At 35.1% G+C, this 21554-nt stretch carries 21 protein-coding genes; 14 read left to right on the plus strand and 7 right to left on the minus strand.

Annotated elements, in window-relative coordinates; translation table 11 throughout:
* Positions 1 to 8: 8 nt before the first annotated feature.
* A complete protein-coding gene (locus ACN5L8_RS03720) occupies positions 9 to 344 on the minus strand; it encodes a hypothetical protein (RefSeq protein WP_115363504.1) in 336 nt (111 codons plus the stop codon).
* A 272-nt stretch (positions 345 to 616) separates the two neighbouring features.
* On the opposite strand from ACN5L8_RS03720, the gene ACN5L8_RS03725 reads away from it, so the two are divergent.
* The 5 genes from ACN5L8_RS03725 to ACN5L8_RS03745 all read left to right on the plus strand — a co-directional run bounded on the left by ACN5L8_RS03725 (position 617) and on the right by ACN5L8_RS03745 (position 7367).
* Positions 617 to 1519, plus strand: coding sequence for a hypothetical protein (locus ACN5L8_RS03725; protein WP_115363506.1), 903 nt, complete (start codon positions 617 to 619; stop codon positions 1517 to 1519).
* Positions 1520 to 1590: 71 nt separating this feature from the next.
* Positions 1591 to 3237: an ABC transporter transmembrane domain-containing protein gene (locus ACN5L8_RS03730; protein WP_419172345.1), complete on the plus strand. Its 1647-nt coding sequence runs from the start codon at positions 1591 to 1593 to the stop codon at positions 3235 to 3237.
* A gap of 8 nt (positions 3238 to 3245) precedes the next feature.
* Positions 3246 to 5411, plus strand: a complete 2166-nt coding sequence (locus ACN5L8_RS03735; RefSeq protein ID WP_419172346.1) for an ATP-binding cassette domain-containing protein — start codon at positions 3246 to 3248, stop codon at positions 5409 to 5411.
* Positions 5380 to 6342: an HlyD family efflux transporter periplasmic adaptor subunit gene (locus ACN5L8_RS03740; RefSeq protein ID WP_419172347.1), complete on the plus strand. Its 963-nt coding sequence runs from the start codon at positions 5380 to 5382 to the stop codon at positions 6340 to 6342. The genes ACN5L8_RS03735 and ACN5L8_RS03740 overlap by 32 nt, the downstream gene beginning before the upstream one ends.
* A gap of 11 nt (positions 6343 to 6353) precedes the next feature.
* Positions 6354 to 7367: a hypothetical protein gene (locus tag ACN5L8_RS03745; protein WP_115363514.1), complete on the plus strand. Its 1014-nt coding sequence runs from the start codon at positions 6354 to 6356 to the stop codon at positions 7365 to 7367.
* Between the two features lie 41 nt (positions 7368 to 7408).
* Here the strand turns inward: ACN5L8_RS03745 and ACN5L8_RS03750 are convergent, their stop codons facing one another.
* On the minus strand, positions 7409 to 8731 hold the full coding sequence (locus ACN5L8_RS03750) for a S8 family peptidase (protein ID WP_419172348.1): 1323 nt from the start codon (positions 8729 to 8731) through the stop codon (positions 7409 to 7411).
* Between the two features lie 227 nt (positions 8732 to 8958).
* Between ACN5L8_RS03750 and hemC the strand changes: the two genes are divergently transcribed.
* From hemC to ACN5L8_RS03780, 6 genes are all read left to right on the plus strand, one after another.
* Positions 8959 to 10491, plus strand: coding sequence for a hydroxymethylbilane synthase (gene hemC, locus ACN5L8_RS03755; RefSeq protein WP_412473536.1), 1533 nt, complete (start codon positions 8959 to 8961; stop codon positions 10489 to 10491).
* Between the two features lie 15 nt (positions 10492 to 10506).
* Positions 10507 to 11778: a glutamate-1-semialdehyde 2,1-aminomutase gene (locus ACN5L8_RS03760; protein ID WP_419172349.1), complete on the plus strand. Its 1272-nt coding sequence runs from the start codon at positions 10507 to 10509 to the stop codon at positions 11776 to 11778.
* Between the two features lie 7 nt (positions 11779 to 11785).
* Positions 11786 to 12694: a sensor histidine kinase gene (locus ACN5L8_RS03765; RefSeq protein WP_419172350.1), complete on the plus strand. Its 909-nt coding sequence runs from the start codon at positions 11786 to 11788 to the stop codon at positions 12692 to 12694.
* Positions 12687 to 13385, plus strand: a complete 699-nt coding sequence (locus ACN5L8_RS03770; RefSeq protein ID WP_158536921.1) for a response regulator transcription factor — start codon at positions 12687 to 12689, stop codon at positions 13383 to 13385. The genes ACN5L8_RS03765 and ACN5L8_RS03770 overlap by 8 nt, the downstream gene beginning before the upstream one ends.
* Before the next feature lie 17 nt (positions 13386 to 13402).
* Positions 13403 to 14440, plus strand: coding sequence for a uroporphyrinogen decarboxylase family protein (locus tag ACN5L8_RS03775; protein ID WP_419172351.1), 1038 nt, complete (start codon positions 13403 to 13405; stop codon positions 14438 to 14440).
* 148 nt (positions 14441 to 14588) lie between these two features.
* A complete protein-coding gene (locus ACN5L8_RS03780) occupies positions 14589 to 15809 on the plus strand; it encodes a M20/M25/M40 family metallo-hydrolase (protein WP_115363528.1) in 1221 nt (406 codons plus the stop codon).
* Positions 15810 to 15862: 53 nt separating this feature from the next.
* Here the strand turns inward: ACN5L8_RS03780 and ACN5L8_RS03785 are convergent, their stop codons facing one another.
* From ACN5L8_RS03785 to ACN5L8_RS03800, 4 genes are read right to left on the minus strand one after another with little or no spacing between them, the layout of a single operon-like run.
* Positions 15863 to 16639 carry an exodeoxyribonuclease III gene (locus ACN5L8_RS03785; RefSeq protein ID WP_334678315.1) on the minus strand — a complete coding sequence of 259 codons (777 nt, stop codon included), beginning with the start codon at positions 16637 to 16639 and terminating at the stop codon, positions 15863 to 15865.
* Positions 16640 to 16641: 2 nt separating this feature from the next.
* On the minus strand, positions 16642 to 17409 hold the full coding sequence (locus ACN5L8_RS03790) for an enoyl-ACP reductase FabI (RefSeq protein WP_115363532.1): 768 nt from the start codon (positions 17407 to 17409) through the stop codon (positions 16642 to 16644).
* 16 nt (positions 17410 to 17425) lie between these two features.
* A complete protein-coding gene (locus ACN5L8_RS03795) occupies positions 17426 to 18103 on the minus strand; it encodes a response regulator transcription factor (RefSeq protein WP_419172352.1) in 678 nt (225 codons plus the stop codon).
* A gap of 3 nt (positions 18104 to 18106) precedes the next feature.
* A complete protein-coding gene (locus ACN5L8_RS03800) occupies positions 18107 to 19060 on the minus strand; it encodes a sensor histidine kinase (protein ID WP_419172353.1) in 954 nt (317 codons plus the stop codon).
* A 63-nt stretch (positions 19061 to 19123) separates the two neighbouring features.
* Here ACN5L8_RS03800 and deoC point away from each other — a divergent pair, with 63 nt between their 5' ends.
* From deoC to ACN5L8_RS03815, 3 genes are all read left to right on the plus strand, one after another.
* Positions 19124 to 19804 (plus strand): deoxyribose-phosphate aldolase, encoded by a 681-nt coding sequence (gene deoC, locus ACN5L8_RS03805; protein WP_412473538.1) that lies wholly within the window; start codon positions 19124 to 19126, stop codon positions 19802 to 19804.
* A gap of 73 nt (positions 19805 to 19877) precedes the next feature.
* Complete coding sequence (locus ACN5L8_RS03810; RefSeq protein ID WP_120405085.1) at positions 19878 to 20177, plus strand: hypothetical protein; 300 nt, start codon at positions 19878 to 19880, stop codon at positions 20175 to 20177.
* Positions 20178 to 20259: 82 nt separating this feature from the next.
* Positions 20260 to 20532 carry a hypothetical protein gene (locus ACN5L8_RS03815; protein ID WP_115363543.1) on the plus strand — a complete coding sequence of 91 codons (273 nt, stop codon included), beginning with the start codon at positions 20260 to 20262 and terminating at the stop codon, positions 20530 to 20532.
* On the opposite strand, the gene ACN5L8_RS03820 is transcribed toward ACN5L8_RS03815, so the two are convergent.
* The gene (locus ACN5L8_RS03820) at positions 20529 to 21551 is read right to left on the minus strand and encodes a CpaF family protein (RefSeq protein WP_419172354.1); all 1023 of its coding nucleotides are present in this window, start codon (positions 21549 to 21551) and stop codon (positions 20529 to 20531) included. The genes ACN5L8_RS03815 and ACN5L8_RS03820 overlap by 4 nt on opposite strands.
* Between the last annotated feature and the right edge of the window lie 3 nt (positions 21552 to 21554).

The following is a 21554-nucleotide window of genomic DNA, read 5'->3' on the forward strand; positions in this document are numbered from 1 at the left end:
AAATTAATTTACGAAGTAGCCTTGGCCACCCAAATTGGTATGATTATGTACAATATTGTATCTCGAATTAGATAAAATAGGAAAAAATAAATAAAAGCTTTTGGGCCTTTATTCCAAAGTCCTTCAATTCCTAAGTATTGAATTTTCTTTGACATGGCTACCATGAACTTTGTTTTGCCATAGTGTTGAATAAAGAAAGAAATGGCCCCATCAACCTTGCGATCAAATGCTAAAGCAGGCTTTTTCAACTTATTCCATAGCCTCTCAAGCACTCTTTTAAACGCTGATTTAGGCTTTTTGGCCTCACTGGCCACATCATTTGAACTTTTCGTAACTGTATTCATGATGAGGACAAATTAGCAGAAATTTCTACCCGTGAAAAGAACTTTAGGAAGTTATTGATCGCATCATAGACAGACTCAATTAGACCTAAATAAAAATGTGTAAGATAGTAATATTGTAAAGAAAACATTGACTATTTTGCTCAATGAAGACAAATTAGCGCAATATCGTCAATGCATAATGAATTCTACAAAATTGTGACACTTTTAAGTGTTGAATTTTGTAATCTCTTTTTACAGAGATCGGACAATAACACAACGCAAGGAACAGATTTTTGTTAGAAAAGATCCATTTACTTAATATTCAAACAAAAAGTAACGAAATACCTAAAAGACTATTAGAGATGCCAGGAGCATTTGTTCTAATTACTTGCCAAAGAACAATCATTCTCACAACTACAGAGTTTGATTCACAGGATAAAGCCTTAGGTACATACCATACTTCAAAACAAGCCTATCACTTTCTCTTAGAAACGATTTGCGGTCTACAAAGTAAACTAAAAGGTGAAAGTGAGATCGTTGCTCAATTTAAAGAAGCATTTGCAAATTACCTTAAAGAAGATATTCGCTCTTCTGTCATTCTAAGAGTTTTAGAAAAACTTTTTAAAGATGCTAAAGAAGTGAGAAAAAAGCACCTCGTTAAGATTGGTCAACAATCATATGCCGGAATCATGAGAAGAATCATTCAGTCAAAATATGAAACTGGTGATGTTTTAATTCTTGGCTCAGGACAACTTGCAAGAGATTCGATTAAGCACTTAATGAAGAAATACAATATTTATATCAGTGCTAGAAATCCACAAAAAGTACAAGCTCTCATTGAAGAATTTCCAAACGTAAATATTCAAACCGTTAAATGGAGAGACTTTGATTCTTATTACAAATTCAACTCTCATGTGAATACAATTGGATCTAATGATACCATTTTTGCTGATGAGCACTTCAGAGGTCACTGTCCAAATAACTCTGTTTTCGTAGACCTTGGCTCACCTTCTGCGATTCAAACTGAATACGACAAGCAGCATGGAGTTTACCGCCTTGGAGATATCCTAAACCACGGTAAAGTATTAAACGAGAAGAAGACAGAAAAGATTGATCAAGCAAAACTTGCTATTCAAGACCTTGTAGAAAGAAGAGCTAAACACTTGGCAATTGCAAATACAAGAGCTGCAATTTAACTTTTATTAAGTCAAAAAGTCTCTCAGTGTCGTCGATTAATCTCATATAGTTTCCCACTATAGGAGATGGCATGACTAATGAAGAGAATATCAGCCTTTCACACCTACCAAATTCACTTAGAAAGTGGTTTAAAGAGTGTGTTCAATTATATAATTATAACTTTATCTCTCTACCATTATTAATCTCTTTAAACTTTATCATTAATCTGGCCATTCTTGCGATACCGATTCTTATATTAAATATCTTCGACAGAGCAATTCCAGAAAGAGATACAGCGCTCTTACTTTACATCCTGCTAGCACTCGTTGTCTTTATATTGGTAGAGGCCGGCCTTAAATATTTAAGATTTTATATAATAACGTTTAACAGCGCCCGTTACGATAACAACAAGACTAAAAATCTTATTAAAAATATCATTATGGATCCATCATATTATAATATAGGACTCTTTCAGCATTCTTTAAATGAGATCGGTGCAGACAAGGCCCTTTATGCAAATAGTGGCATTGTTACTCTTACAGAGCTCCCCTTTCTTCTTATGTACATTGGTCTTCTTTTATATATCAATCCAATACTGGCATTTATTCCATTAGTGTTAATTATCATATTCACAATATTTTCACTAAACTCAACACAACAAGTTGGAGATTCAATATATTTTAAGCATCTCTCAATTATAAAGAAAGATAACCTTCTTTATCACACACTAAACAACCTCAGAACAATTAAAAGATTTGGTCGAATTAACCTTTTTCACAATCGTTTTAAAGTATTAATGAGAAGAGCAGTTAAACAGGAGTTTATCACCAATAAAGAAGAGTTAAATAACATAAACTTAAATAACTTATTTGCCCAAATAAATATCATCTTAATCATAGCTGTAGGTTCGTATCTAATAACGATAAATCAAATAGGAATAGGTGGACTTGTGGCAAGTGTATATATTGCAAGTAAGTCCTTTGGCCCGACCATTGGTATGTTTAAAGTTATAAAACGTTTACATGAAACAAAGATAATAGAAGACTTATCAATCAGCCCCTCTATACATCAAAAGGAGATGGGAACAAAAGTTATTGAAACCATCTATTCAATGATTATCCCTCTAAAGCAAAATAAGAAAGAAGTAATGGTTCCATTTATGAAAGGAGATACTATCTCTTTAGAGAATGCAGATGAAAACATGATCAATTACATCTTATCATCAAAAATCAATCAATTAAGAAATAAAATTCTCATTAATGATGATTACCTCATAAACATTGATGAGACCTCTATCTATAAGAAAATCACTATACTCAATGGACAGGTGAATATATGGGATGGAACAATCAAAGAGAACCTAACTTCGTTTGGATTGATACCAGAATCAAATTTAAACTATTACATTAACACACTGGGATTAAACGAAATACTAAGCGCATTACCTCTAGGACTAGAGACATATATCACTCAAGAGGATACATCTTTAATTTCAAACGAAGCAAAAGCACTAATTTACATGACAAGAAAACTTGCTTTAGACCCAGAGGTCATCTTCCTCAACGACTTTGAAGCGAATATTGATAAGAGAGATTACGCAAAAGTATACAATCATATCGCAAACATTAGAGACAATAAAATAATTTTCATAAACTCAAAAGACCATAACTACATAAACCTATGTAATAGAGACTTATTTAATAATCGCATAGGTGAATACAGTAGTTACTTAACCTAGGATAATGTATGAATAATAAAAAGAGGTTATTTAGCTACTTTATTGAATTAAAAAAAGACGATATACATGAGAAAGATGTAAGTGAGATTCTTTTGTCGTACCCAAGAATGCGACTAGTAGACATTAGAAATGCACTTTCATCATTAGGATTTGAAAGCATTCATCTTGATATTAGCTTTAAAAACATAGAAAGAGAGGCACTACCTTGCTTTATAATAATAAATGAAAACATCGATAACTACTGTAAAGATGGTGACCTATTAATTTATTCTTATGATGATGGCAAAAAGGAATATTACCTTCTAAACTCAAAAGGTCAAAGAAAAGACCTTTCAAAAACAAGTCATATAAATATTAATTCAGCAATACTTGTAAAAAGACGGGTTTTGATCAGTAGCGACGACAAAGAAAACACCGTAAACAACATAAGCAAAAATGAAAAAAAATGGATGATAAAGTTTTTCTTTCGCTTTAGGGAAAATATAAACTCTCTATATCTACTAACTTTAATTTCCACCTGTTCAATACTAGTAATACCCTACTACATTTATTTTATACACGAGAACTATTTAATCACAAGAGATAGTCTAACTCTTATCAATGCATCAACGGGAGTAGTCATAGTCCTGGCCATTGATTACGGAATAAGAAATATAAGATCGAGTATAATCGCATGGACATCATCAAGAGTTAATTATCTTTTAAAGACAGAACTCTTTAGACAAATGATAAACTTTAAAGATGCGAATATTGAAAAGGAACATATCAATATAAACCTATACGAGCAGATTAATCGAATGACAAGGTTTTTTGGCTCAAATACAACCGCTCAAATTCTAGATTTACTTTTTGTACCATTGTTTCTTATCCCATTAGTGATCATATCATGGAAGATGGCCCTTCCAATATTGATCATGTCCCCTTTCTACTTTCTTCATTATAAGAGACATCATCGTAACCTTCGTATTGCAAAAACTTTATTCCAAAATATTTCAAAGCAAAGAATGATACTAACAAATGAATTAAAAAGGCGTTCTGAATCTATTTTCTTTGAAAATATACTTCCTATTTTTAATAAAAGACTTACTAGTATGACTGCCGGTAGTGCTTTACATGATTTAAAATGTGAAATGCTTATTTTCAAATATGCAATTCATTTTTACGTTTTATCATTTATTACGATAATTCTGTGTTTAACGATCGGTATAAATCAATACTGGAATCAAGATTTAAGTATCTCAAAATTATTAGCAAGTATCTCGCTCATTATTTTTATCTTTCTTCCAATAAATCGCTACTTAACTAATCGAAATTCCAATTTATCTTCGAGAAAAGTTCTAAAAGACATACACATAGAATTAATTAAAGATATAGAAAAAAGGTCACTATACTCACTTGAAGATCTCTATTTAAAAAGCCTCGATTTGAGATTTACTCAAGTCAGTTACACAAACCCAATTACTCTGATCCCATTATTAAAAAATATTAACTTATGCTTAAGACATGGAAAGATATTTGGTATTGATGGTGATCACAACACAGGAAAAGATATACTAATAAAACTTATTAATAAAACATACATGCCTCACACTGGGACTATAACAGTTGGAAATGTTGATCACCGCCAAGCTGACACAATGTATCTAAGACAACGATTGATAACTCTTAATTTAACAAAGTCCTTACTAAAAAACCTTAGCATCTTTGAGAATATAAAATACATAAATCCACTAATAACAAAAAAAGAATTACTAATTAGTATGGAAATATTTGGATTAAACAAAATGCTTAAAGACAGTGATTTGACTATCGATACACCACTGAATGGACCACATAATTACAAGATTTCAAAAGAACTATATGCCGCGACTGTATTACTTATCCCTTTTACAACAAGGGCAAAAATTGTTTTAATCGAAGAGATACCATCATCAATAATCAACGAAAGTCTGCCAATGTTAAGGAAATTTATCAATATAGCTCGCAATAACTTCACTGTTATTTTTAAAAGTGACCATTTTGAAATACTTAAAGAATGTGATGAAGTTTTATATCTAACAAGAGACGCTAAAATAATCACAAAAAACAAAGCTACGCTTCTTAAGGAGTCATATATTAAAGTTGTCCAAAATGGAGATTTAAATGATCAAAAGAAAATTTACATCAATAGTTGATGATATCGAATACTCTAGACAAGTCGATTATATAGGACAGGATATTTTACTGGCAGAAGCTAGAGTTCCCTTACTAACGAAATCTATTATATTAACTCTCCTACTAGGCTTTAGCGGATTAATACTTTGGGCATCGACAACAACAGTAAAAGAAATCGTTAAAAGTGAAGGTGAAATAAGGCCTTCTACAAAGGTTCACTCTATCAAACATATGCATGGAGGAACAATTGTGAATATATATGTTAACGAGGGTCAAATTGTTGCAGAAGGAGATATTTTATTCACTCTAGAAGATAAGGGTTTAAGAAGTCGAGAAAACTCTATTCGAAATGAGATCGAATCGTTAAAGATTCAATTCAAGAACCTACAACTTGGAAATAGTTCCACAAAAACATCAAAAGTCTCTCTTATTAACAAAAAACTCATATCCTTAAAGGATGAGTTAAGTAAAATTACAAATAAAATCGAAACATTAAATATTAGGTCCGAAAGTGCAGGTATCGCTAGAGCTATAAAAGCACAGAACATTGGAGATACAATTGTAGCAAATGAAAAGATTATGGAAATAGTTCCCATTGAGAGTACGACAAATGCAATTATTAGAATCAGCCCAAATGATATTGGCTTTGTTCAAGTCAACATGCCTGTTGATATTAAAGTGAACTCATATAACTACAGAATATATGGCTCAGTTGAAGGAATCATCACATCAATTTCACCTTACACATATTACTCAGACGAGAATGAGAGTTACTATCGTGGGGTTGTTAGGCTATCAAAAAACTACATGGGAAATGATGATATTCAAAATTTAATTTTACCAGGTATGAAAATACATGCGGATATTCTCACCGCTAGAAAAAGCATCTTAAAATATCTAATTGGACCACTGGAAGAAGTAACTCGAAAACCATTTTTTTCTACACATTAACGGAGCAATAAATGTTAAAAAAAATCTTACAGGCCATTGGGAATACTCCAGACTCATCAGACTTCGAAAGAAGTAGCACCAACTTACCTGAAAACAAAAAAAACAAACAACATATCCTAATAAAGGAGCAAAAGCCTAGTATTCTTATCGTTTCAAATAATAAAAAAATTTCAAATAGGCTCAGGCTTCTACTTGGAGATAATTTTAGAATAATTGAAAGAGAGAACTTATCAATGATCTTTCAATTATTTGCAAGTGTAAAAAGAGAACATATTGATGTTGTTATTTACTATGATAGTGATCCCCAAAAAGATCTCTCACTAATTTCAATGATGAAGAAATACCCTCGCTTTACCAACGTTCCAGTTATTGTGTTAGCAGAAGAGATTAACGAAAAAAGAAAAGTACATTTTCTTGAAAATGACATAAGTGACTTCATTGACATGCAGAGCTTCCCTCTTATACAACAAATGGTTAAGTCTAAAATCAAAATACAGTCTCGGATTAATTCAATTATAAACTACTCTATTGATCATAAAAGTGGACTTGATGTTATCTCATTAGCACATATGCAAGTAAGAACGTTGGCCGATGTAGCAGGCTGTGCAAGAACCTTAAAACAGATAACCAATGCTACACTAAATCAAGAAAGGGCCTTCTTTGAATTGATTCTAAACTCTCTCGAACATGGCCAACTCAAAATTAATAAAAAAGAAAGACTTAGAACCAAAGAAAGCGGTGAGTATGAAAGTTATCTAGAGATATTAACAAATCGAAATAAAGAACCCATCATTATTACTTTTGAAAAGTGTGATCAATATTATTTAATCAACATCATCGATGGCGGTGATGGTTTTAATTATGAGAAGTATTTACAAACCAACTCAAGTGAATCTGCTAATGAGTCAGAAAAAGGCATTTATATCGCAAATAACACTAAAGGAATTAATCTAAGTTATAATGACGTAGGAAATATAACTCAGTTGAAAGTAAATCATAAGGAAAGATATAAACTTTGGCACTAACTAAAAGGAAAGTGTGCCCTGAATAGGGCACTATTTATTTTTTAAAGTGCTTGTAATACTGAATTAAGGTTAATAATTCCACCCGTGAGAATATCGCCATCCATTGATGAATTCTTAACGACATTATCCATTAACAATTTCTTTAGCTCCACCGCTGTTAAGCTTGGGTTACGAGAGAGAACTTCTGCTGCAACACCAGAAGCATTTGGTGCGGCCATTGATGTTCCAGACATATTCCCGTAACGATTCCCAGGTGTTGTCGAGTAGATCGATGAACCAGGAGATGAGAGATCAACATTTTGAACTCCATAATTAGAAAAATACGAAAAACGCCCATACTTAGTTGATGAGGCTATTACAATCATCCCCTCACTATTAAAAGATGCAGGATATGTAAGATAGCGATCAATATCCTTTGAGCTATTACCTGCACTTGTTACAACAAGAACATTATACTCTTTTGCTATATGGTCAATTGTCTCTTTAACAAGGTCTCCACCTTCATTATGAGACTTTCCAAATGAGCAATTAATAATACGCGCGCCATTTCTTGCAGCATAAAGAAAACTTTCTGCAACATCGACATCAGTTTCATCACCTCGACTAGGAACAGTACGAAGCCCCATGATTCTAACATTTGAAGCTACCCCAGCAATCCCCTTTCCATTATTTTGTTTTGCTGCAATTGTTCCTGAAACATGTGTCCCATGAGAATGCTTATCCATAATATCACTTGTCGCCTCTCCACTAGAGTCACGCTCAAGAGTATTGATTCCATGAATATCATCAATATACCCATTTCCATCATCATCAATTCCATTACCTGGAATTTCATCTTCATTGATCCACATGACATCTTTAAGATCTTCGTGATTATAATCAACTCCAGTATCAACAACTGCTACAATAACAGGAGCTCCAGTAGAGAATCCAAACTCTTCATACGCTCTTGTTACGCCCATACCATATTCAGAAGCTGAATCGAATGCCCATAGCCTTGATATCTTTGGATCATTAAAAAGAGTTGCACGAGACTTATTAAATTGAGGCGCTACTTTTTCCACATCAGTTGGACGAGGTAACTTTTCAGAGTCCGCATATGTATCGAAGTATGCTGTTTTAACATTTTCATGATCAAGATAGAGATCAATTAATGATTCATCACCATTTGTGTAAGCGACATAGTTTTCACCAAAGAAATGTTTAATCTTTTGAACACCAGAAAATTGTGGCAGCGACTTCCCTTTCTTTACTTTGATAACAATTCGTTTCGAGTTGGCGTGTATTGATGTGGCCTTAGCTGATATATTCAGAAAAAAACCCAGAACAATTAAGATTGTTCCAATCAAGATCGAACGATTCATTTGCAATTCCTTTTGCTAATTAAATTTCAACAACTTAAGTGTAGCCATATAAAATCAATAAAGAAAATATCTTTTTCTTACATTTTTCATCGGATATGGGACCACTACCATCTCTTAACACATAGCGCACACGTTGTTTTTACCCCACTTTTAATGACAAATTCATGACAAAAAAGTAAGTTAAGTATTGTAATTTACAGACTCACATCTAAACACAAGGATATATTTTGAAGTACATCATTGGAACACGCGGTTCTCTTTTAGCACTTACACAATGTAATCAAGTTAAAGATCAATTAGAAGAATTAACTGGAGATCAGTTCGAGCTGAAGGTTATCAAGACTCAAGGAGATCAGGTTACAGACAAGCCTCTTTGGCAACTTGAAGGTAAAGACTTTTTTACTAAAGAACTTGATGCGGCCCTTTTAAATAAAGAAATTGATATGGTGGTTCACTCTTATAAAGACCTTGGAAGTGATAGGCCTGAAGGTATTAAATTAGCGGCCATTACAAAAAGAGATTACGCTCACGATATTCTCTTTATTAAAGAAGAAACTGTAAGCCAATTAATGTGCAAAGAAATTAAAGAATTTGTTGTTGGAACATCATCACCAAGACGAATTACAAATATCGAAAGCTCACTTGCTGAATATCTTCCATATGGAGAGAACGTAAAAGTTACGACAAAGATGCTTAGAGGAAATGTAAACTCACGCCTACAAAAATTGAGAGATGGTAATTATCATGCCATCGTTCTTGCGATGCCTGGGATTGAAAGACTTGCAATCACTGAGTCATCGAGAAAAGAGCTCGAGCCACTTTTAAAAGATATGACTTTTATGGTTATGCCTCATAGCCAATTCCCAGCAGCGGCATCTCAAGGTGCTCTAGGAATTGAATGCCTTGAAGGACGTGATGATAATGGTGAATTAGAAGCAAAGTTAAAACAGCTTCAAGATAAAGATACAGTTAGTGAAGTAAGTCGTGAACGCCAGGCCTTTGCAAGCTATGGTGGAGGTTGTCACTTAGCAGTTGGAATTAACGTTACTAAAAAAGGCGACTACTACGTTCATACTCATAAAGGTAAAGTAGATGACAAAGTTATCTTTGAGAGACATCTTGAAGGAAGCTTTCCTTCTCCAGAAAAGAAAGAGCGCGCCTTCATCGGTCTTCCTCACGCTGATCACAGAGAAGATGAATATATTTATTGTGAATTAATAAATAAGGAATCGCTTAAGAAAGCAAATATTCCTAATAATGATCTTCTTGTTTCTGCTCGTTACGGTGCAAACCTATTCAAAAACCACGGTAAGGCAGTTTATACGGCAGGACTTTCAACTTGGAGACTACTTGCTAGGAATGGTCAATGGGTTCATGGAAGCTGTGACAGCTTAGGTGAAGCATATCTAGATAAAATTCGTGATTCCAAAGCAATTGAAGTGATGAATGGGCCAAAAGAAGAATTAACCATTCTAACTCATAAGGACTCATACTCTGACTACGGCCAGATTATGGAAGCTTACGAAAAAAGTACGAATGACATTCGTGAAGGATTTATGGACGAATTAAGACAATGTGATGTCTTCTTTTGGACAAGCTTCTCACAATATAAAACTTATACACAACATATTCCAGAAATAAAGAATAAGTTCCATGCTTGTGGGCTTGGAAAGACTTTTGAACAATTATCAAAAGAAGATATTACAGTTCGTCCATTCACATCAATGGAAGAGTTTAAAAACTGGATGAAGCAAAAATAAGAAAAGGATTAAATAATGAGTAATTTACACACAGAGATTTTTGAAAAGAGTAAAAAGATGGTTCCAGGAGGAGTTCACTCACCTGTTCGATCTTTCAAGGGAATGGAGTCAACTCCTAAGTTTTTCAAGAGCGCAAATGGTGCATACTTTACTGATATTGAGGGTAAAGACTATATCGACTTTTGCATGAGCTTTGGTCCCCTCGTTCTTGGACACCAAAATCCAGTAGTAAAAGAAAAATTGACCCAGGCCCTTGGTCGTGGTTGGAGCTACGGAGCTTGTGAGCCATACTCAGTTGACCTTGCTGAATACCTACTTTCTCGTCTACCTCACGTTGATCAAATCAGATTTGTGAACTCTGGTACTGAAGCGGTTATGACTGCTTTAAGACTTGCTCGAGGTGTAACAAAGAAAAATAAAATCATTAAATTTAACGGTTGTTACCACGGACACGTTGATGCCATGTTAATTAAAGCAGGCTCAGGTCTTGCTGGAGCAGCTGAATCATCTTCACTAGGTGTACCAAAAGGTGTAGCTGACGATACTCTAATTCTAGAACTAGAAGATCTTGATGGTGTAAAAAAATGTTTTGAAGACCACAAAGATGAAATTGCAGCAATTATCGTTGAACCTCTACCAGCTAATAATGGACTTCTTATTCAAGATCAAGAATTCCTACAAGGACTTCGCGATATCACAAAAGCAAATGATGCTCTTTTAATCTTTGATGAAGTGATTTCTGGTTTCCGTGTTGCCTTTGGTGGAATGGCCGAGCTTACAGGAATCACACCAGATATCGTAACTTACGGAAAAGTTATCGGCGGTGGTCTTCCAGTTGGTGCTCTAGCAGCGAAAACAGAGATAATGGAACACCTTGCTCCAGTTGGAGGTGTTTATCAAGCAGGTACTTTAAGTGCCAACCCACTTGCAATGGTTGGAGGGCTTGAGACGCTTAAGCAGATGACAAAAGAAAATTACGAAAAGCTAGAACAAAACACTCTAAGAATTGTAAATATCTTTAAGAAATGGCTAGCTGAGTATAACGATGGACAGTTTTCAAATTATAATATTATCCACCACTCTTCTCTATTTTGGATTGTTCCAGGAGATAAGATAAAGTCAGTTGGTAATATTCCAGGAAACATCGGTGAAGACTTTGTTCCATTATTTGAACTACTATTAGAAAAAGGGATTTATCTCTCACCTAATGCATATGAAGTTGGTTTTGGCTCACTTGCTCACGACGAAGATGTTGCAAAAGACCTCGAAAAGAGACTTTGGAGCTAGTTAGAACTTGGAACTTAAGAAGTCATCATCACCATTTTTCATTGTATCGGCCATCACAAGTGGCCTAATCTTTCTTTTTGGAGTTTGGTGGCTTTATTTAATTTTTAAGCTTAGTGACCGCCTTAGTAGCTTAAATGTTACAGAAGACCTAAATATTGTATCACTTATAAAGTGGGAAGGGACAACCTTTCTAGTGCTAATTCTAGTTCTAGTAGTTTCACATACTCTCCTATTTATACGCGACCAAAGAAAGAATCGATCTATTACGGCTTTTTTTGCAGGTCTTACACATGAGCTTAAAACGCCACTTGCTAGTATCAAGCTACAATCGGAAGTCATTAAAGACGAAGTTGATGGAATAGAAAATCAAAGATTAGAAAAATTAACGAATCGCCTAATTGAGGATACCATTCGACTTGAGAATCAAATGGATAAAATCCTTCAACTTTCGAGATTAGAAAGAGGTGGAAATCTTAATTTTGTTGATGTCGACATCACTCACTTTATCGCTAATATTGTAAAGTCAGATTACTCTTCAAAACTTAATGTTGAACTAGAAGACGGTGCTGAGGAAGTTAGTGTAAGTGCTGATGAGTTTGCCCTAAATATTATATTCAAAAATCTTTTAGAAAATACGATTTCACATACGAACTCGAAAGATGTTTCTATAACAATTACTACCCTTGAAAATAAGGCCATTATTACATACCAAGACAAAGGTACTTTTAATGGTGAAATTAACAAACTTGGAAATCTCTTTTATAAACATGAGTCAACAAAAGGCTCTGGAATAGGACTTTATCTATCAAGAAAGTTAATAAGTCGTATGCATGGAAGTTTAGATATTACGAAGGAGAATGGACTTATCTTTAAGATATCTCTACCACTTTCAAAAGCCGAGGAAGAAAATGAGTAACTTCGGAAAGATACTAGTCGTAGAAGACGATAATAACCTTGGTGATACTCTAAGTGAATACTTAGAAGATGTTGGTCATCAATGTAAACTTGCAAAAAATGTCAAAGATGCGAGATATTATTTTGAACAATTTGGCCCAAATATCATTCTTATGGATATTGGTCTACCTGATGGTAATGGAATCGAATTAGCAAAAGAATTTAGAAAAGAAAGAAGAGACTTCATTCTTCTTTTCTTGTCTGCCCTTAATGACCCTCAAACGAAGGTTGAAGGATTTGAAGCAGGTGGAGAAGACTATATAACAAAGCCATTTGCTTTAAAAGAGCTAACAATTAGGCTTGATCGTCTTCTTAGCTTTAAAACTACAATTGATTCATTAGATGATGAAATTATCATTGGTGACTTAAAGATTTGGCCAAAAAGATTTGAAGTTCAAGATGGTGAAGGAAAAATAATTAATTTAACGCAAAAAGAATGCGCAATTCTTGAGATCTTATTAAAGAAAAAGAACGAAGCTGTAGAGAGGGATCTTATTATTGAGAAAGTCTGGGGTGAAGACAAGTTCCCTTCTCAACGAACAGTGGATAATTATATTGTTAAACTTAGAAAGTGGGCCGAGAGCGACTCCAAGAACTCCCTAGAGATTCAAAGTGTTCGTGGAATTGGCTATAAATTGATTATTAATAAATAATCAAAAAGGATTAAGAGATGGGATTATTTAACGATCGCAAAAGTGAAAACGGAAAAGAATTTGTACCTGTATGGTTTATGCGTCAAGCTGGACGCTACCACGATCATTACCAAGGAATGAAAAAGAAGAATACTTTTATGGAATTATGCAAGCAACCAGAGCTAGCATGTGAAGTAACAATGGGTCCTATCAATGACTTTAAATTTGATGCGGCCATCTTATTTTCAGATCTACTTTTCCCTCTTGAGCAAATGGGAATGGGACTAGAATATGCACCAGGACCTAAATTAGAAAAGAAACTAGAAACTGTAGCTGATATTAAAGGGCTAAAATTTCTTGATACAGCAGAGAACTTTTATAAATTCCAAGGTGAAGCCTGTACACTTTTAAAAGAAACTCTACCAAATACAACGACTCTTCTAGGATTTGTTGGTGCTCCTTTCACTCTATACACTTATGCTGTTGAAGGATCTCATGCTGGATCACTTTATAGTTCAAAGCTAGGTCTTTATGATGGACGTTGGAATGCATTTGTCGAGTTACTTATCCCAGAACTTCTTGGTGAGATGCGTGCTCAGGCCCTAGGAGGAGCAGATGCTATGTGTTTATTTGACACTGCTTCTGGTGAGTTAAACTACGAAGATTATACTCAGATCGTTCTTCCTGTACTCAAAAGAGTTACAGCAGAATTCAAAAAAGAATTCCCAAATAAAAAAGTCATCTACTATTCTAAAATGACTCACCTTCGTTATCTACAAGCAATCGAGGACGATAATATTGATGTTCTTGGTGTTGATTGGAGACATGATCTTGGTCATGTTCTAAACACTCTAGGTAACGACTACTATATTCAAGGAAACCTTGAACCAGCATACTTAGGTCTTCCATGGGAGACTCTAGAGAAGAAATGGATGGGGCTTTATGAGTCACTCCAAACGGCCAATGCTCCGATGAATAAATGGGTTTGTGGACTTGGACACGGTTGTCTTCAGTGGATTGACCAAGAAAACGTGAGAAAAAGTGTCGAATTAATTCAAAGTAAGTTTCAATACTAATTGTTTGGGCGCATAGCGCCCAAACTCTCCTAATACAAGGCCCTTACAGCTTCTATGTAAGAATATAATAGAATCTATCGCTATTTTAATCAGTTGTTTGGCCATAAACTTGTTTAGTTAATAGATAAAATTGACCAAGGAAGGTTGAATGAAATTTACACAAAAGGTATTAGTAGCAGGACTGTCTCTTTTAACAATTAATTCTTTTGCCCAAGATCTAAACGGGAATCACGAGCATAATTACATTGTAACAGGAAAAGACCTATTCACATCAACTCAGAGTCTACACTCTGAAATGCAACTCGATGTTATTAAAGTTGAAAAAGATCTTGTTATTGCAAAAACAAAAAGAATGGAAGAGCGAGCTGAAATTTCTCACCTTGCCCACGAAGAACATAAAAGATGTGGTGGATACTTCGCATTTCAAACAAAAGAAGAAGCATTAAAATTCGTTAAAGAATCTCAAGAAAATATGAAAGGACAGCAAGACTATAGTTCACTTGTTGCCGACTACACTCTTAACCAAGAAGATCTTGTAAGAGATACTATTTCAAAAGCACAGGAAAGCTCAATTAGAGGTGTTATTGAAAAGATGTCTAGCTTCCATAATCGTTATTATAAGTCAGAAACAGGTGTTCAATCACAACAATGGCTTAAGGATCATTGGACGAGCCTAACGGCACACAGAAATGATATCAGTGTTGAATTCTTTAATCATTCAGGATTCCCTCAACCATCAGTAATTGCAACAATTAAAGGTAAATCAGATGATATTATCGTAATTGGTGGACATGCTGACTCTATTGCTGGTTGGTGGGGACGTACAAATGCTCACGCACCAGGTGCAGATGATAACGCTTCAGGAACAGCAACTGTAACAGAAGTTTTAAAGGTTTTAGCTCAAAGTGGTTATCAACCAGAGAAGACAATTAAATTCATGGCCTATGCAGCAGAAGAAGTTGGACTTCTTGGATCTAAAGATATTGCACAAACTCACAAGCGTGAAGGTAAAAGTGTTGTTGGTGTCATGCAACTTGATATGACAAACTTCAATAACTCTAATGACGATATTACGATTATTACTGACTATACTAATGAAGCACAAAATAACTTCCTAGGATCTCTGATTGATACATATCTTCCAGAATTAACTTGGGGACGTGATACTTGTGGATATGCTTGTTCAGACCATGCTTCGTGGACAGCTCAAGGATTTCCAGCTTCGACACCATTTGAAACTCGTAAGCGTGAAATGAATGGAAGAATTCACACATCACGTGATACTCTAGATTACATGGGTGGAACAGCAGATCATGCACTAAAATTTGCTAAGCTTGCCTTATCATTTGTCATTGAACTTGATAGATAATTTCAGATCTCTCAACTTTGATATAAAAAAAGCCTCCGAAAGGAGGCTTTTTTTTATTTGAATTCAATTGAAAGCGGACAGTGATCACTTCCCATTACATCTGGCTGATGCCAACAATTCTCTACTCTTGAAACAAATTCATCAGTTGACCAAAAATAATCAATACGCCAACCAACATTTCGTTCACGACAATTGCTTCGATAAGTCCACCAAGTATAGTGGCCATTTTCTTCTGGAGAAGTGAATTCACGGAAAAGATCAGTAAAGCCTTGGGCCTTAAACTCATCCATCCATTCACGCTCAAGAGGAAGAAAACCTGTCGTCTTCTTATTTGTTTTTGGATTAGCAAGATCATTTTCAGTATGGGCAGTGTTGTAGTCACCACAGATCACAACTTCTTTCTTTGTCTTCTTCTTAAGCTTTAAAGCTTTATCAGCAACAGCACGACAGAAGTCCATCTTATATGGAACTCTTGCGTGATCTCTTTGCCCATTTGGGAAGTAACAATTAAAGAGGATATAATCATCAAATTCTGAAATGATGGTACGTCCTTCACAATCAAACTCAGGTATTCCAAGTCCAACCGTGTGCTTAACATTGATTCCTTTGCGTACCCAAGTGGCCACACCTGAATATCCCTTTCTTTCCGCAGGTGCTATTAACACTTCGTGATTATCAGGATTATTTAGGCGATCACTTAATTGCTCAGGTAGTGCCTTTGTCTCTTGGAGACAAATTACATCTGAATCATCTTCTAAATACCAATCGTAAAAACCTTTTTTCTCACAGGCCCTAAGACCTGCAACGTTCCAACTTGAAATCTTAGTCAAAACTAGGCTCCTAAAATCGAGATACCAGAATCAACGTAAAGCACTTGTCCAGTTACACCATTTGCAAGGCGTGAACCTAAGAACACAGCAGCTCCACCAACATCTTCTTGAGTTACATTGCGACGAAGTGGCGACTTCTCTTCAACGTCATTTAAGAATCCTTTTAGCCCTGGTACACCAGAAGCAGCAAGAGTTCTAATTGGACCTGCAGAGATACAATTTACTCGAATCCCTTCTGGGCCTAAATCATCAGCAAGATATCTCATTGTTGATTCAAGAGATGCTTTTGCAACACCCATTACGTTATAACCATTAAGGACTTTTACTGATCCATGGTAAGTAAGAGCGATAACAGAGCAATCTTTTGCCATAAGTGGCTTAAGAACATTACACACACCTAAAAGTGAGTAAGCTGAGATATCTTGTGCCATTTTAAAACCTTCACGGCTTGTTTTATGAAAACGATCCTTAAGATCTGTTTTATCTGCAAATGCTAGTGAGTGAACGATAACATCAACATCACCCCATTTCTCTTTTACGATTTCTGCCATCTTAGTCATATGCTCTTCATTTTGAACATCTAACTCAAATGTAAACTCTCCACCAATTTCTTCGCTGAGTGGTTCAACTCTTTTTTGTAGAGCTTCGTTTAAGTATGAAAATGCAAGACGTGCTCCTTGCTCTTTCATTTGTTTTGAAATTCCCCATGCAATTGACTTATCATTTGCAAGGCCTAGGACTAGAACTTTCTTTCCTTCTAAAATTCCCATTTATATCTCCATTACTTTATTTAACAAACTTGTAGCCGACAGAGCGGATACTAATAATATGTTTAGGTTCCTTTGGATTTTCTTCAAAGTATTTTCTAAAACGTACAATGAAGTTGTCAATTGTACGAGTATTTGAATCCTTTTTGTAGCCCAATGACTCAAGTAACTCACCGCGCGTTACCACTTCTCCTTCATTTTGAGTTAAAAGTGTCAAAATCTTAGCCTCTTGCTCAGTCAGTGAATACTCCTGTTCATTTGAATAGGCCTTAAAGTCTGAGAAGTTAATCTCATTATTTCCAAACTTATAAACTTCGACTTCTTTCTTTGTCCAACTTGATCTTTTGAGAAGCCTTTTAACCCTTAAAATAAACTCATCCAGGTTAAATGGTTTTGCCAGATAATCATCTGTCCCCAAATTAAAACAGCGAACTTTAGATTTACTACTATCTTTAGCAGATAGCACTAAAACAGGTGTCTTCTCATTTACATCGCGAATTTTTACAAGAATATCCTCACCACTTAGTCCAGGCAACATTAGATCAAGAACCACCAAATCAAAATTCTTTTGCTCATAGATCTCAATGGCCTCATCACCGCGGGCAGCATGAGTAACTTCAAATCCTTCTAGTTCTAAATTTAGGATGATTCCCTTTGCAATATTCTCCTCATCTTCAATAAGTAAAATATGACTCATAATCTAATCCTTCTTATGTAGTTTTAATGATAATTTTAAAGTTAGACCCTTGCCTTTACCTTCACTAGAAGCAGTAATTCTACCAGAGTGAATTTTCATAATTTGAGTGGCCATATAAAGACCAACACCACTGCCCTTAGAGGATCTACCAACTTGATAAAACTTTTTAAATATATTCTTTAATTCTTTTTCTTCAACACCATCACCATTATCGACAAAGAATAACTCTCCAAAGTTTTTAGATTTTTGAAAAATAACCTCAACTTTCTTCTGAGCTTTACTATTATATCGAATCGCATTGGTAAAAATATTCATGAGTAAAATATCAAAGAGCTTCGGATCAAAATCAATAAAAGCATCCTCTTCAAGATGAAGAAAACTAACCTGAAGATCTTTAAAATTATGCTTATTTCTATCCAGAAATTCTTCAATGGCCGTACGAACCCCAATCAGTCTCACGTCTGGCTCGACCTTCTTCTCTTCAATTCGTCCAAGCTGAAGGATTTGTTCAATATTATCGCCTAGTCTCTCCGTATCTTGGCGCATAACATCTAAGTATTCCATTTGCTTTTCGCGAGGAAATTCATGTTTCTTTAAGGTGTCGATAAATATCCCTATAGAAGCAACCGGTGTCTTTAGTTCATGCGTGAAACCGTTAATAAAGTTTTGTTGCATACGATAGAGCTGACGTAATTTTTGATAGTAATAAAAAACTAAACTAAAGCCTAAGATAATCAAAGTAACAAGAATTGATAAGACCAGGATCATAACCCAGGTCTGAGTTTGCTGAAATTGCACGAGCTGAATCCCAGACTTTTCAACAAATATCGTTAGCTTCTCGTTAACTTCTAAATATGAAGAAATATAGAGGTATAATGAAACCCCAAGAGCTACAAGGGATGAAATAAAAATAAAGACGGGATGTAAAAATACAGGTCCCCTAATTTGACGTGCCATTTGCAAATTTTAGCAATTATTGGCACTATAAGTTAAGGAAAAATGTTTAATAATGAGGACAAAATGGAATCAAAAATCCAAAATCTTGCAAAGTATATTGACCACACTCTTTTAAAGCCAGAAGCAAGTGCTGCTCAGATAAAGAAGTTATGTACTGAAGCCAATGAATATGGATTTAAGTCAATTTGTATTAACCCTTCTCGTATTGAAGAAGCAAAGAAGCATCTTGACCCGCAAAGATCCATGATTTGTACTGTTATTGGTTTTCCATTAGGGGCCATGACAACTGAGGCAAAGGCGTTTGAAACGAAAGATGCCATCGCAAAAGGTGCCAGTGAAATTGATATGGTCTTAAATATAGGAAAGCTTAAAGAAGGGGAAATTGACTATATAAAAAGTGATATTGCAGCAGTTGTTGCACAAGCTGGAGAGAAGACAGTAAAAGTTATATTTGAAACATGCCTATTGAATGAAAAGGAAATCCGTTTGGCCACAAATGCGGCCATCGATGCTGGTGCAAAATTTATAAAAACATCAACTGGTTTCTCTTCCTCAGGGGCAACACCAGAAGTTGTTGAAATTATGTTAGAAGAGGCCCAGAAACGCTGTGAGGTAAAGGCATCTGGTGGTGTTAGAAGTTACGAAGACGCAATAAAATACATCGAAATGGGTGTGACAAGACTTGGAACAAGTTCTGGAATTGCGATTATGAATGGTGAAAAAAACACAACATCTTCTTACTAAGGTGTAAGTAGACGCGTTCTTATGGTATTGATAGATAAGTAGCAAGACGCTACTCAATCTAGCCGGAGATCGAATGTTTAAAGCTTTCCTTTTCACCACGCTTACCTTAGTTACAACAATCTTTTCATTACAGAGCCTCGCAAGTTGCGAACAACAAGATCAGAATATTGCTTATAAGAACACAAGAGAGTTCATAAGAATTAAGAAAGTTGTTAATGAGGCTGGAACCAAGAAGATTGGTAAGGACCTTAAAAAACAAATCAATTCACTTTTTAATCAAACGAGAAATTACTACTTTCAATCAAAATGTCTAAGCTTACGTCATCAACAGCTTGGAATTCTCATGGAATTAAAAGAGCTAAAGAAATTATAAGCTTTTCTTTACCGCTTCCCACCTACCGCTAATAATGTGCAAGGTGGCAAAATGACTTTAACAATAACCATGGAAGGTTTGTATGGAAAGAGTCATTAATCAATTATCAATTTCAAAACATGCACAAAAGAGAATGTCTCAGCGTCAGATTGAATTAAATGATAGGGACTTATTTAAACTCAGCGAAGCCGCAATGAAACTAAAGGCCAAAGGCTCTCATGAGTCCTTGATCATTACTCCCATCGCAGCTTTTATTTTAGATATCGACCATCATTGTCTCATCACGGCAATTCACTCCGATGAGATGAATGAGAATATTTTCACTAAGATTGATGCGACAATGATAGTGAATTAAAGAGTATTCCAATAATTGATTTCTAAATCCCCTTTATACTGGAGATCATTAGCACTTGAAGGAACTGCTCCACTGAAGATTAATTCATCATTTTCAGTCTCAAAAACTGAAGTTGTTAGAATGTGATTACCTTCCATAGAATTTACTTCCATGATCTGAGTAACCTTACGTCTTCCATTCTCACCGCGTCCTAATTGAATAATATAATCAACGGCCGTGGAGATATAACGTCTAACTACATGATATGGTAGATCAAAGCCCGACATTAGAAAGAGAGACTCAACTCTTTGTAGACACTCGACAGGTGAGTTCGCATGGATTGAAGTCATACTTCCATCGTGGCCAGTATTCATCGCCTGAATCATATCAAAAGTCTCAGCTCCCCTAACCTCACCAACAATGATTCGATCAGGTCTCATTCGTAGGGTATTTTTAACGAGCTCACTCATTGAGATATTCTTATCAAGCCCTGCCTCAAGACGAACAGAGTTTGGCTGTTTTAAAACAAGCTCAATAGTATCCTCAATGGTAATAATTCTCTCTCCTTGATCAACTTCTTTTAAAAGCATATTCATAAAAGTCGTCTTTCCAGAACCTGTTCCACCAGAGATCAGAATATTCTTTCTTGAGCGCATTAAGGCCATAAGGAATGGAACGACATTTTCAGGAATATTAAAGAGAGCTCCGTGTTTTTCGAGCTCAAAGTTATTTGAAAGGTATTTTCTAATTGTTATGGATGTACCACTTGAGGCAAATGGTTCACTAATAATATTAACACGTGAGCCATCTGGTAGACGGCCATCTAAGATAGGATCATTATTTGAGAATTCTTTCTTATTAAAAATTGCAACTTCTGTAGCAAAGTCGAGAATATCTTTTTTATTAATATTCACATTTAGGCCAATGAACTCTCCGGCCCTTTCAACAAAAACACTATTTGGTCCATTAATGACAATTTCAGAGATCCCTCGTTTTGTTGATAGATCATCTAACATTTTCCAAATACTATTTTCAGTCATATA

It is taken from the genome of Halobacteriovorax sp., from assembly GCF_048381875.1.
GTDB classification, from domain to species: Bacteria; Bdellovibrionota; Bacteriovoracia; order Bacteriovoracales; family Bacteriovoracaceae; genus Halobacteriovorax_A; species Halobacteriovorax_A vibrionivorans.